7 protein-coding genes are annotated in these 14,380 nt (G+C 42.8%); all 7 read left to right on the top strand.

The window, feature by feature from the left end; genetic code table 11:
- The first annotated feature begins 833 nt into the window (after positions 1–833).
- The 7 genes from pabB to N483_RS03240 all read left to right on the top strand — a co-directional run bounded on the left by pabB (position 834) and on the right by N483_RS03240 (position 14,362).
- Positions 834–2,981 (top strand): aminodeoxychorismate synthase component I, encoded by a 2,148-nt coding sequence (gene pabB / locus N483_RS03270; RefSeq protein ID WP_023398975.1) that lies wholly within the window; start codon positions 834–836, stop codon positions 2,979–2,981.
- A 167-nt stretch (positions 2,982–3,148) separates the two neighbouring features.
- On the top strand, positions 3,149–3,982 hold the full coding sequence (locus N483_RS03265; RefSeq protein WP_023398974.1) for an aminotransferase class IV: 834 nt from the start codon (positions 3,149–3,151) through the stop codon (positions 3,980–3,982).
- A 157-nt stretch (positions 3,983–4,139) separates the two neighbouring features.
- On the top strand, positions 4,140–4,874 hold the full coding sequence (locus N483_RS03260; protein ID WP_023398973.1) for an SDR family oxidoreductase: 735 nt from the start codon (positions 4,140–4,142) through the stop codon (positions 4,872–4,874).
- Between the two features lie 279 nt (positions 4,875–5,153).
- Positions 5,154–6,755 (top strand): AMP-binding protein, encoded by a 1,602-nt coding sequence (locus N483_RS03255; protein WP_023398972.1) that lies wholly within the window; start codon positions 5,154–5,156, stop codon positions 6,753–6,755.
- Positions 6,756–6,785: 30 nt separating this feature from the next.
- On the top strand, positions 6,786–7,109 hold the full coding sequence (locus N483_RS03250) for a hypothetical protein (protein ID WP_155250751.1): 324 nt from the start codon (positions 6,786–6,788) through the stop codon (positions 7,107–7,109).
- A gap of 37 nt (positions 7,110–7,146) precedes the next feature.
- Positions 7,147–12,741, top strand: a complete 5,595-nt coding sequence (locus N483_RS03245) for a beta-ketoacyl synthase N-terminal-like domain-containing protein (protein ID WP_023398970.1) — start codon at positions 7,147–7,149, stop codon at positions 12,739–12,741.
- A gap of 301 nt (positions 12,742–13,042) precedes the next feature.
- Positions 13,043–14,362, top strand: coding sequence for an MATE family efflux transporter (locus tag N483_RS03240; protein WP_023398969.1), 1,320 nt, complete (start codon positions 13,043–13,045; stop codon positions 14,360–14,362).
- Positions 14,363–14,380 lie beyond the last annotated feature (18 nt).

Below are 14,380 nucleotides of genomic sequence, written 5' to 3'. Positions count from 1 at the left end.
TGATATTGACGTAAAAACACGCCATAGAAACATCTAAAGAATAGGAAATCACCACTTCAAAAACAGGGAGTAGAGCGCCAAAACCATAGAGATAAAATCGAGTTCAAGCCAAGAAAAAATAACCAACAAACATCCACATTTCCAAAACAATTATCAAAAATAATAAAAAACTCTAGATTAAAAATTTCATACAAAAATAAAATTACGGGTTGTCATCCTTATCAAGTAGGTGCTACATTAATCTTCCTATTATCCTGAACAAAAGAATAAATTAATTTAGCAGCATCAAAGCTAATATCGCTTAAAAAGCTGCACCTGAGTGGTAATGAACAGCGTTTTTATTGAAGCAAAATCTTCAGTAATCTGGGCGATAACTGCAACTGTCAGTTGTGACAGTTGAAGGAGGTAAGGTACTTCTGGTCAACTATTTTACCGTCAGCTATTGGCGCTAATGAGGTGGTTTTAACTGAGTGATGATTGCAAGATTTTTCACAATATCAATGCTTATTCTCAGGCAAATTACAGCGAAAAAGTGTGGACTTAAAAGCTAAGCCATTGATTTTTATTAGTTTGCATTTGTGTCAGAGACTTTCATTAATAGTAAGTTCAATAAATTAATGCTGGGTATTAATCAAGCTTCTATATTTTTTGAAAAGCGAGCTTTTCGATTGGAGTTTTTTGACCGTATTTAAGAATGTGCATAGTACTTGTTTAGTGTGTAGGAGTGATGAAAGGACATGGCATTTCTCCTGCCCCTAAAAATAAAATAAAAACAATAACTTTAAAATAATAAAAAAATAAATGTAACAACGTAAATAAAGGAGTATCTAATTTTGCACTGTCTTCTTATTGATAACTATGATTCTTTTACATATAACCTTGCTGATTATATTGGGGAAACTTTTGGTGAAATGCCAACGGTAATACGCAATGACCAATATTCTTGGGATGAAGTATCTCAGTCAATGGATTTTGATTGTATTGTAGTATCACCAGGGCCCGGTAGTGTTACCAAACAAACTGATTTTCAAATATCACGAAATGCGGTAGCTCAAAATGACATTCCGGTGTTTGGTGTTTGCCTCGGCTTTCAAGGTATTGCACACCAACACGGCGGTCGAATTCTGCATTGCCCAGTGCCATACCATGGTCGAACTTCAAATGTTGTTCATGAAAATGACCCTATGTTTGCCAATATATCGCCAAACTTTGAGGTCGTACGTTACCACTCATTGATGGTTGAGCTGCCAAAAAATGGAGATTTAATCCAAACGGCTTCAACGGACTGCGGCATTATTATGGGTCTGAGGCATAAAACACTACCTAAGTGGGGCGTGCAATTTCATCCAGAATCTATTCTTACTGAAAACGGTCATCAGTTGATCACCAACTTTAGAGACTTGGCGCACGAACATAATAAAAAAGCGCGTATTCAAGTCCCGGCTAAACTAGATTTAAATAACATTGAAAAAACAGAATCAAAGCCTGAAATAAAATCAGAAACAAAACAAATAATCAGTAAAAAATTGCGTTTAAAAAGTGCGCATGAAGACATTTTTTCTGCACTTTTTGCAAAAGAAAAACACAGTTTTTGGTTAGATAGCCAATCTGTATCTGATTCAAAGTCTCGTTTTTCTTTTATGGGCTGTGTTAATAAAGATCAAATCATCAATTATAAAATTAATGAAGATGATAAAGACTTTGCGCAAGGCCATACCAAGCTAAAAGAGATGGACAAACTGCTGTCATCGACAAAGGTTGAAGGTACAGAAGCCTTACCTTTCAGTTTTGTAGGTGGCCTAGTTGGCTATTTTAGCTATGAAATGAAAGCCCTTTTTGGTGCGAGCAAACAGTTTGAAAATAACATCCCAGACATGATTTGGATGCATGTTGACCAATTCATTGGATTCGATCATCACACAAATGAAGTCTATTTGGTGGCCAACACCGCGCCTGATGAACGCCATATAGCTCAACTTTGGTTAGAAACCATGGAAGGAAAAATAAACAAAGTTGAATTAAGCAGGCATAAAGAATTATCCACTTCAAAAGTTTTGATGGATGAATTAGAGCTAGAAATGGATGCCAGTTACGACGAGTACATATCGGCAATCAAACGTTCTCAGGACTCCATTGTTGAAGGTGACTCTTACGAAGTATGCTTAACAAACCACTTTTCATTTAAAGCAGATTTTAACCCCTATGATCTGTACAAAAATATGCGTAAAGGCAATGCAGCCCCATTTGGTGCCTTTATTCAAAGTGACAGCACGTCCATTTTGAGTACGTCACCAGAGAGGTTTTTATCTGTATCGTCTGAAGGACGTGTGCAAGCAAAACCTATCAAAGGTACCTGCAAGCGCTCATCAAATCCAGAGCGAGACAAGGCGTTAGCCAAACAGTTGTCAGAATCACGAAAAGATCGCGCAGAAAATCTTATGATTGTCGATTTGATGCGTAATGATTTAAACCGTGTTTCAAAGCAAAACTCTGTGAAAGTCCCCGTATTAATGGGCATTGAGAGTTATAAAACCGTACACCAGATGGTCAGCACGGTGGAATCAGATTTAGCAGATGATCAAAGTTTAATGGATTTAATTAGGGTAACTTACCCCGGCGGTTCGATCACCGGAGCTCCCAAATTAAGAACCATGGAAATCATTGATGACTTGGAAAAAAGTGCTCGCGGTGTCTACTGTGGTGCAATTGGCTACTTAGGCTACAACCGAGTAGCAGATCTCAATATTGGTATCAGAACCTTGTCCTATGACGGAGACAAAGTGCGTTTTGGTGCAGGTGGTGCTATCACATACCTATCTCAACCTGATGCCGAATTTAATGAGATCATGCTCAAAACAGAAGCATTGCTAAAACCTCTATGGCAATTTTTCGGTGGAGCAAGTGACAATATTCGCAGCGAAGTGAATGGCAATAAATTGAAGATTTTCAATTTAGAAGAAGCTTTGGAAGCTGTCGAATAGAAGTACAGCATATTGCGTCGTTTTGAGGTTCATTGCCTAACGGTTTTAGGCGGATAAATTTTTAATGTATCCCAAAATCGTTAGGTAATAGGATTAACCAGAAACTTAAGAAATCATTAAAAAATAAAACATGGCACTGTCTCGTAGCAGCTATTAGCAGGCATTTTATGACAACAATACTAAATGAAAACACATTGCATCCAGATCCAGATACCCTGTCTCTGGCTTTATATGGTTATGCTTGTTTCACTAGCTTTTTAGTCGAAGACAGAAAAGTAAAAGGCCTGTCGTTCCACTTGCAGCGCTTGCTCGGTGACTCATTGGCAATCTTTGGAAAAAGTCCGAATGAAGAAGAAATATTAAAAAATATTTTGGCTTTTTTGGACCAGCAAGACGCAGACTACTATGGCGGTGTTCGCGTAACTATTTTTCCAGCAAACTTTTCCCTATCAAACCCAGGGGATTTTCAGAAATTCAATATCTTGGTCACTGGGAGAAAAGTTGAACGTATCAATGCTACACCTATCCAGGTCGCAACTATTGAAGCACTGCGCACGTGTCCGTTACAAAAAACATCAAACATCATTGCCAATCTAAAAGCGCGAGTTGAAGCCCAAAATGCGGGCGCGCAAGATGCACTTATGTTGTGCGATGGCATAGTAACTGAGGGTGCAACGTGGAATATATTTTTTGGTAACGGCAATAACCTTGTAACCCCATCGATACAAACAGGAATTTTACCCGGTATCACCCGGAAATTGCTAATAGAGAGCGCAGCTGCTGCTAATTACAAGGTCATAGAGTCCGAAATAAAAATAAATGAAATTGAAAAATACGAATACTGCTTTATTAGTAACGCCATGATTGGCCTTCGCGCAGTCACTAGTATAAATAACGTTACCTATGATGCGCAGCACAGCAGTATCAAACAGCTACAGAAGAAGTTTCAAGAAATACCTTCAGATGGTCTCGAACAATTTCTTGAATTAATAAAAAAATAAAACCAACTCTCTGAACCCAATATCAGCCGAGTATAACTTAAATCTTACTTTGATAATAAATCGTCTTATAGGCCATTTAAATAACACCTGTTAGATGTGCTGAAAGAAAAGATTTTAAATACAAAGAAAATAGTAAGGAAAGTATTAGGTAGTCATCATGGATTTATCAGGAAAAAAAGTATTAATCACCGGAGGAGGCTCTGGTATTGGCTTGGAATTTACACGAGAACTTGCTAAACGCTCGAATAACATAGTCATCTGCGGTCGCAATCTAAGTAAACTAAAAACAATAAAAAAAGAACTTCCTAATATTGATTACTTTCAATGTGATCTCACCAAAGATGAAGAGCAACAAAAGTTAGTTGAGTATATTCACACTCACCATCCAGATCTCGATGTGCTTATCAATAATGCAGGCATTCAAAGGAACTACAACTTTACGCAGCTAGAGAGCCACATTGACTTGATCGATGAAGAAATGAATACCAATGTGACATCACAAATGAAGCTGATCGACCGCATGCTGCCTGTACTTTTGCAACAGCGCGAGGCGGCAATTGTCAATGTTACATCCCTACTGGCAGCCGTTCCAAAACAGTCTGCACCCGTTTATTGCGCCTCAAAGGCCGCATTTCGCATGTTCACTAAAGCGCTGCGCTACCAATTAGAAAGCACCTCAATCAAAGTTTATGAGGTTGTTCCACCCTTGGTCGATACAGAGATGACCAAAGGGCGAGGCACAGGCAAGATGAGTGCAAATGAGCTCGTACTAGAGGCATTGCAGGGTATAGAAGCTGATACCCCTGATATCCTCGCAGGGATGAGTAAAAAGGTATTTGATATGAAACGGGTATCCCCCGACGAAGTATACGCAATGATCCGAAACGGGTAACACCAAATAAGACTAAGCAATTGTAATATATTGATTTTAATTTGGTTAAGTGGCTATTACAGGTTCACTCAGGCGGCTATCCGCCATTGTGCAAAACACACCACATTAACCAATGCTACATGCAAATACACTTATTTTACCAAACAAACATTGCAACACATTTTGCTAACCAGCACTGTGCAGGATAAGTCAGTACCACAAATAAAAATACATTTTATTAACCTGTGATGTGCAAGAGAAAAATTAAGAACAAACAAACTTTTGGACTGGAACATAATAATGAACAATAAAGAGCTGGCCTATCGTGATAACTTTATTCAAGAGAATAGCCCTGATGAAAAAGACCTACCTGATATCATCAACTTAGATAAATTCGATTTACCTGAGAACCTCAACTGTGTGACTGAAATGCTGGATAATGCAGTTGCAGAAGGCTATGGTGATAAGGTGGCAGTCATTACTGCCGATGAATCTTATACTTACCAAACACTGCTTGATAAATCCAACCAAGTCGCCAACTACTTGGTAAATGAACTAGGCGTAAAGCCAGGTAATCGAGTATTACTGTACTCACCAAACAACATCATGATGGTTGCCTGTTGGTTGGGTATTGTAAAAGCTGGCGCGGTGACAGTGGCCGTCATACCGACTCTGGAGCCAGAAAGAATTGTCAAAGTGGTTCATAAAGCTGAGATTAAAGTCGCTTTATGTGATGACAGGTATGAAGAACGTTTCACCACGGTTCAAAACATGACCGACATGCTCTGTGAAGTCACCGCGTTCGATGCCAAGCTGTCAGATCATGAACAATTAAATCATCAACCTACCGAGTTCCACAATGTAGAGACAGCTGCCGATGACTGTTGCTTGATAGGCTTTTCTTCAGGAACTACCGCCGACAACTCCAAAGCGGTCATTCATTATCATCGCGACATGTTGATCGCATGTCAGGCTGCGGGACAGCGAGTTTTTAAAATCACTGAAAATGACCGCTTAATAGGCAGCCCTTCGCTGGCGTTTGGATTTGGCCTAGGTTCACTTTTACTTTCCGCGCTCTACTGCCGGGCTTCAACAGTGTTATTGGAAGGCCCAACGCCTATTGAGTTACTAGAGAATATCGAACGTCATCGCCCAACTTTAATGTTTACCTCACCACAGGCCTACCAAGCCATGGAAGCGCAATGTGACAATTACGACATTTCCAGTTTGAGGTTTTGTACTGCCAGCGGTGAGCACGTTATGCCTTCCATTTGGCAGTCATGGAAAGATAAGACTGGTATTGCGCTTTTCCATGGCATTGGCAGTACTGAGATGCTGTTTCTCTTCTTAGGTCCTGATATCGATGACATACAGCGCGGCCGAATAGGCAAGCCAATTTACGGTTACGAAGCTAAGGTCGTTGACAAAAATGGACATGAGTTGCCCATCAATACCGTTGGGTTACTCGCAGTTCGCGGTCCACTAGGTTGTCGCTACCTCTCAGACGAGCGACAAAAGAATTACGTGATCAATGGCTGGAATGTCACCGATGATTGTGTGCTCAGAGATGAACAAGGGCATTACTGGTTTCATGGTAGAGCTGAAAACGAAGTTATCACAGATTCTGGACGTCTTAATTTGCTGGAGTTGGAAAATGCACTGTCTACCCATGACATTGTTGCGGAATGTGCGGTGGTACAAGATCGAGCAAAATCATCGATCCACGCACATGTCATTTTGGATAAGTCTGCTGAAATTGACCGCTTCGAATTAGAAATCAGTCTCAAAGAACATATAAAAATGACAATCGACGCACAGTATTGCCCCGAAACCATCACATTCATTGATGCGTTCCCGCGTACGCCGTCAGGAAAAATACAACGTCATAAGTTACAAGCTTAAGTGAGTAGATAGGCGTAGGTAATGGTATCCATGTATAGCCAACTAAAACATTGGTATTTGAAACAACAGCGAGGTCAAAGCGCGCTTGTACTGTTTCGCATAGCGATGCTAGCAACCATGGATGCCGTGATACGTCTTTTTAACGCTATTCAGGGTATATCTCCCGGCGTATCCGCACATGGGCAAGGCAAAAATAAAAATGACTCAACTTCGGAAATAGCGACTCATCACTTTAACAAGAAGCCACGATATCGCTCGACACAGTCGATAAGTATTCCGGTAAATATGCCCACCCGCACTCGGATGTTATTTAGCACTTACCAAGTTAAAAATTGCGCACCTTTGGGGTCTTAAAAACACCGCCCCACATGTCGTATTTTAAGGATAAATAATGAAACAAGAACAAGAAAAAAAACAACTCATTGACACATGTGGTGCTCCTCTTTGGGAGTCTGTGATCGACTTTATCGCTCCGTTTAAGAAAAAAGAGCTCTTTGCTACACCAGCAGATGACAACACCTTAGACGTCATCACAGGAGCCAACTTAATCGAACACACTCAGCGACTTGGAAGTGTGTTATCCAGTATGTTGGGATCACAGCAAAAAATCATTATTCTATTTCCGCAGGGGATGGAGTATGTCTACAGCCTTTTGGCGTGTTGGTATGCGAACCTAGCCATCATCCCAATCCCCCTTGGTGACTTGACACAAAAAGACAAGCTATCCGAAACTCTAGACCGTATCATTGCTGATTCAGCAGCAACTTGCATTCTTACCAATACGGAAATATCTCAACAACTTGCTGAATCTGAAAAGCTAAAAGATACACAGGTATTAGACATCAATCAGCTCAATTGCGATGATCAAAAAATCACTCTCGAGCGTCCTAAGCAACCCGACGATCTCGCAATTTTACTCTATAGCTCTGGATCAAATTCTCAACCAAAAGGGGTGCAAATTCCCCATCAGAGTTTAGAGTCACAAATAAATATCGGCGCGCAGCAATGGGAGATCAACGGAGATAGTCGGATCACTTCATGGATGCCTCAGTTTCATAGCTTTGGCTTAGTGTTTGGTATTTTAGCGCCGCTATCAAGAGGCGCTTTTAGCGTCATATTTGATGCCAAATACTTCTTGTTGCAGCCAAATTTGTGGTTTGAACGTATTTCACTGTACCAGGCAACCCACACCGCAGCACCTAACTTTGCCCTTGATTACTGCGTGAACAAAGTAAACATCGATGCATTTTTATCATCAGAGCAAAAGCCTTTGGCATCCCTCAAGGCCATTGTCTGCGGGGGCGAGCCTTTTAACTATGATAGCTATGTGAATTTCAATACACGCTTTGAATGCCTCGGCCTCAACCCCAATGCCGTGACTTGTTGTTATGGTCTCTCTGAAGTTTGCTCAGTCGTGTCCGGCGACATCAACAGCAAAGAACGTTTTATGTCGTTAGACATAGAGTCTTTGGAACAAGACAAAGTCCAACCCACTGAGCGCGCCAATAAGGCTAAAACTGTGGCCAGTTGCGGCAAGGTAAGTGGTGACACGTCTGTGATGATTGTCGAAAAAGGCACGCTGACACCATGTAAAAAAGGCATGGTAGGCGAAATATTAGTGCATTCACCGTCTATTGCTGCTGGGTATCTCAATAGACCAGATGAATCAAGCTCGACCTTCAGTGCAAAAGTGGCTAATTCAGATCAAAACTTCCTTAGAACAGGTGATTTAGGCTTTGTAGAAGACGGCTACCTCTATGTAGTTGGCAGGGAAAAAGACGTCATCATTATCAATGGTAAAAACCACCACCCTATTGATATTGAAGCTTCAATTAAACGCCACGTAGACTACCTAAAGCTTGCCATGATTGTCTTTTCACAAGTGATCGATAACGAAGAGAAAGTCATTGTGGTACAAGAGGTCAAGGATGGATTAAGCCAAGCAGACTATCACGCCATCGTCGCCGATATTAAACAGGCCATAGCTCAAAATCACAGTATCAGAGCCCATGAAATTCATTTAGTTCCTGAAAAGACAATCCCCAGAACGGGCAGCGGAAAAATCCAAAAACAGGCATGTCGAAACTTGCGCAAAGCCGATACACTGCCTGCATATTATTGCGATACAGCGCACCAAACGACAGCAACAAATACTGCAACAGCGCCTGACAGTGCTAACATCGCAGCTATCATAGAGACTTTGAAAAATACAGTTTTTGCATCAGAGCTAAACCTAACTCAACAGGATCTTGCCAATGTTGATGACTTAAGCGCCATTATGTTGGATTCAATTCAATACGTCGTCATTGCGAAAAAAATTGAAGAAGTCTTTAAAACCGCATTTGCTCCGGTCATGCTGTTTAAATACCCGAGCTTTAGCCAGCTTGCTGGCCACTTGCACGAAGCGCTAAGCTCACTTAGTCAATCAACAGAGGTGCAAAACGATGTCGTTGAAGGCCAGCATCAAGAGGCAGATCAGCACAAATATAACGAACAGGACAAAGACGCGATAGCCATTGTTGGTATGAGTGGCCACTTCCCTGGCGGCGCAACCGATCTCGATCTCTTTTGGGACAACTTGATCCACCAAAACGACAGTATTTCAGCCATACCAACAAACAGACAAGCGTTCTCTCGAGATAAAAAAGCGTCTGAACTCAATGGTTTTCCAAACCGAGGCGGCTTTTTATACGACATAGATACCTTTGATGCGGAGTTTTTTGGCATTTCTCCTCTTGAAGCCAATAGTATGGATCCGCAGCAGCGTAAAGTGATGGAGATGACATGGAGCGTGTTCGAAAGTGCAGGACACAACCCCAAGCAATTAGCCGATCAAAATGTCGGGCTATTTATCGGTGCCCATAACAATGATTATCTAGAGTTGACCTTGGCGCAGCCTGAACTTACCGAAAAATATGGAGCCTATCTAGACTCAGGTGTACACATGAGCATGATAGCTAATCGCGCTTCAAGGTGGTTTGACTTTAACGGTCCAAGTGAAGTCATCAATACAGCTTGCTCAAGCTCTTTGGTTGCTGTACATCACGCCGTGGAGTCAATTAAAAACGGCACCTGTAACCTTGCTGTCGCCGGGGGGATAAATCTAATTTTAACACCGCGCGTCTACAAAGCAGCCCACAGCGCTGGCATGTTGTCGGCTGATGGTTCATGTAAAACGTTTGATGAAAAGGCCAATGGATTTGTGCGTGCAGAAGGATACGGCGCTGTCTTACTCAAGCCTTACCATCAGGCAATCAAGGACAATGATACAATCTATGGCGTTATTAGGTCCGCTGTGACCAATCATGATGGCAAATCTAACTCGTTGCGCGCGCCGAATCTCGACAGCCAAACTCAGCTGATAAAGTCAGCCTACCAAGCTGCAAATATAGCCCCGGAATCTGTGAGCTATATAGAAGCCCACGGTACAGGCACGCCTTTAGGTGATCCAATTGAAACTGAAGCATTAAAAGAAGCATTTAACGCTTTATCTGACACTTTGCCACATCAATATTGTGGCCTAGGCACTGCAAAAACCAATATTGGCCATTGTGAGTCTGCCGCTGGGATCGCGGGGTTAATCAAGGTGTTGCTATCAATGAAGCACCAGACGCTGCCCGGTGTACTGCATTTCAACCAACTTAATCCATCGATTTCACTGCAACAAAGCCCATTTTACGTGGTTGATAAAACGCAACCTTGGCAGCGTTTGACAGATGCGAGCGGTGAGCCGATCCCCTTGCGTGCAGGGATCAGCTCATTCGGTTTTGGCGGTGTCAATGCCCACGTAGTCGTTGAAGAGCCAATAGCAGATAACGTCGTGGCAAGCAGCAACCATGAAGCTGCTGCACAGTTAATTTTACTGTCGGCTAAAACCCCTGAGCAGCTGATGGAGGTTGCCAGTGGATTGCATAGTCATTTGATCAGACAAAGTATCAATGACACCTTTAATAGCCAGCAAACACTGCTTGATATTGCCTATACCTTGCAAGTAGGCCGCCATGACATGCAAGAGCGCCTGGCCATCATCGTCGATACGCCAATTAAATTAATGGATGCCTTATATCAATTTTTATCCGGCACATCGAAGCGCGGTAACTTCTACCGAGGGGCGGTAGATAAAGAGCTAGAGTCGCTCAATTGGGATTCAGATGAAGGACTAACAACGGCCTTTAATCATTGGTTTGAAGTCAAAGCGCTGCATAAAGTCGCGAGCTTCTGGGTACGCGGTGCAACCCCTTCTTCATGGCACTCACTGCATAAAAACACGCGCCCTAAACGCATCAACTTGCCGTCGTATCCATTTACGCAAAGTCGTTATTGGCTACCAGATTTACCCAAGCTCAGCTCAATGCAGCCAGATGCTGTTAATGCTTCGCACACCCAGAAGCCTTTACCACAGGCAGCCCGAGTAGCGGTCACTGATGACATCACGCAGAATGTTCTGAGTGCCGTTTCAGAGAGTACCGAACTGCCAATTCAAAATATCAACACATCTGTGGACTTGGGCCAACTTGGTGTTGATTCAATTCTGCGTTTAAAGATAACCAATCAATTGATCAAGATGTACCCAGACTGTTCGATAGAGGTCACTGAGATATTGGTCTTGCAAACCATCGATGACATAGTCCAACTGCTTCAAGAAAAAACCGGCAAAACTGGTGTCACTGTGACCAAAAAGTCAGTGGTTAAGTCATCAGCCAAGCAGCAGAGCTCAGCCCAAAACGGCCTCAGCCACACCATAAAAGAGATGGTCTCCCGTCATACAGATCACGCCATTAAAGCGTTGGATCCGTCTCTCGACCTGACTGAGTTAGGCGTGGATTCCATTACTCGACTCAAGCTCACAAACGACATTATCCAAGCGTTTCCAGCGCTGTCGTTAGAACCAGCTCAGCTGTTACCACTATCAACCATCAATGAGATATCCGAGTTGCTAAACAAAGCGACTGCACAAACGACTATACAGAGCGAGCGCGCAGTCACACAAGTGCCAGAGTATGATGAAAATGCCTATAAAGCCCTGCAAGAGATCAGCCACAATCTTAAACAGCACACTGGCAACATCATCATCAAGAACGTCAAACCTGATCTTGACGACGCCAATACATTGCGAGCTGACACCATCGTTTGCGAGGACCACCCATTTTTTAATGATCACCCGCTCGACCATATAACAGGCGTGCAATTAATTGAGTCAACGATGCAATTAATTAAAGCCTCAGAGCTGAACCGCACAAATGCATCTGAGTATTATACTCAGGCTTTGACCATTCAATTTGATGCTTTTTGCGAACACGATAGCGCAGAGTTATTCTGTACCGAGGTGAATGATGACCAGATCACCGGGTCAAAATCCTTCTCAACTCGAGTAACCCAGTTTGATAAAAATATTTGTCAGGCCAAGGTTACCATTCAACAGATTTCCTCTTCTGCTGATGCGCCGTTGTCTGACTCTGCCTTGGCTGATGATGCCAGTCCATGTGATCGCAGCACCGTGAATAAACACAATGGTGATAACGTATTTATCAGCACTGCGACATCTGCCTGGGATCAGTCCGGTGTATGGTTTATGCCAAATCATTCGGACACTATTTTCAACGACAATAGTGCAGGCGTCATTGATGTGACGCACCTCATTGAAGGGTGCAGACAGCATCAGCGCTCAATGGGCAAGTTGCTGTCATCTCAAAGCACCGCACAAGATAGCGCTTCCAATGCATCAGCCGCTCTCAAAGAGGGGGTGGGGATCTTGAAATCGCTTGAAATTCGCTTACATAGAGCACTACAAAAACACGAGTCTATCTTTATCACCAATGGCGATATGAATGTGCTTGAGGTCGGCGGTAACCGCATCATTAATTGGCAAAGTGATCTGCTAGTTAACGGCGAAGTAGTAGGGATTTACAAAATGGAATCTCTCGCGCTCAGCAATGAAGTTTACCGCTCTTGGAGATCAGCAGAAGAAGAAAAAGTAGCAAGTTAACTGCAAAACCATCAACCCATCACTGATAAGACAATGTCTGTCTTGCTTGGTGGGTTGATTTAACAAACGGGCAAAAAATAGCTTTTTCTGTGGGCTTTTAGGTGTTAAAAAAACAGCGGCTTCTAGCACACACTTTTGGCGAGCGCGTGATAACCACAAGACAGTAAAGGTTATTTTTCGCCCTCGATTATTTTAGGTGCGATAGCGCTATTTCGTACTAACCACCCTGCTCGGATTGCTCCGCGTCAGGCATGTTATAAATCACCCTAAAAACAAACTCGGGTGATAGCTGGAGATCGTTTTGCTAGATCGAGTAAAAACAATCGTTTGCTTTGCAATTCCTATCATTGCAGGCATGGTGTCTCAAAATGTCATGGTTGTGATTGATATGGCCATGGTGGGCACACTAGGCACGGACGCCTTAGCGGCCGTCGGTATTGCTTCTCAAGTTAACTTTGTGTCCTTTGCCCTACTGATCGGGCTCACCAGTGGAGTACTGACAATTTCTTCTCGTTTGCACGGTAAAGGCAATGACTCTGAAACCGCCATCCCACTCAATAGTGCGCTGCTTATCAGTGGTGTTATTGGTATTCCATTGTCTATTGCTCTGTATAATACGGTTCCATTGTTTTTCCCATTATTACATGATGATCCCAATGTCATCTTGCTGGGCAATGACTATTTGCAGGTGCGCGTTTTAGCCATCACAGCTGTTGCCATGACCTTGTCATTTAGAGGCTACTGGAGCGGTATTAAACGTCCGAAATTGTTCATGAACTCATTGTTTTTAATGCTTGTCTGCAATGTCGTACTCAACTATTTATTGATTTTTGGCAACTTGGGTTTTCCAAAAATGGGCGTGACAGGGGCTGGTGTGGCAACCTCCCTATCTCTGCTTATTGGCACCATTTACTGCTTTTATCTCGGGTTTAAGCACTCGAAACCAGCTGGTTTTTTCCAGCAGCTGCCAACCAAGACGCAGCTCCAACAAATTATAAATTTTTCGTTGCCACAAGGGCTGCAACAGCTTTTTCGGGCAATTGGTTTAACAGTGATGTTCATTATCATCGGAACCTTAGGCACTGACGAATTGGCAGTAGCGAATGTGTTGGTCAATGTTACGCTGGTTATGATCATACCCTGTATCGGCTTTGGCATAGCTGCAGCCTCTTTAGTTGGACAGGCATTAGGCCAAGACGCACCTGAAAAGGCGAAGCGCTGGGGGTGGGATACTGCAATGATAGGGGTACTGTTTATGTGCTCTATGAGCTTACCCATGGTGCTGTTTCCCGACCTCGTGTTATCCGCCTTTGTCCATGAGCAACATTTAGTCGACATGGCTAGGCTGCCTTTACAACTCATATCTTTGCTATTGGCTGTTGATGCGGTCGGCGTGATCTTGCTTAATTCACTGCTTGGTGCAGGTGCCAGTAAACAGGTATTAAAAATATCCTTTAGTATCCAGTGGCTGGTGTTCTTACCGGCAGCTTGGATAGCCAGCCATCACTTTGGCATGGGGCTATTGGCAATTTGGTGTTTGAATATCGCGTATCGCGCAATTCAAGCGGGTATTTTTGTCAAAATATGGCATCAAGGGCGCTGGAGTACGATCCAAATATAGGCAACGTACTGGCTAATA

Origin of the sequence: Pseudoalteromonas luteoviolacea NCIMB 1944 (genome assembly GCF_001625565.1) — a bacterium.
Taxonomy (GTDB): Bacteria; Pseudomonadota; Gammaproteobacteria; order Enterobacterales; family Alteromonadaceae; genus Pseudoalteromonas; species Pseudoalteromonas luteoviolacea_F.
The sequence above is the reverse complement of the archived record's forward strand: the minus strand, read 5'-3'. Positions and strand labels throughout refer to the sequence as shown.

What these genes read in the sequence shown, in the direction of transcription:
- N483_RS03250 (WP_155250751.1), top strand. Translation starts at nt 6,786, where the DNA reads ATGTATAGCCAACTAAAACATTGGTATTTGAAACAACAGCGAGGTCAA.
- N483_RS03260 (WP_023398973.1), top strand. Translation starts at nt 4,140, where the DNA reads ATGGATTTATCAGGAAAAAAAGTATTAATCACCGGAGGAGGCTCTGGT.
- N483_RS03255 (WP_023398972.1), top strand. Translation starts at nt 5,154, where the DNA reads ATGAACAATAAAGAGCTGGCCTATCGTGATAACTTTATTCAAGAGAAT.
- N483_RS03265 (WP_023398974.1), top strand. Translation starts at nt 3,149, where the DNA reads ATGACAACAATACTAAATGAAAACACATTGCATCCAGATCCAGATACC.
- N483_RS03245 (WP_023398970.1), top strand. Translation starts at nt 7,147, where the DNA reads ATGAAACAAGAACAAGAAAAAAAACAACTCATTGACACATGTGGTGCT.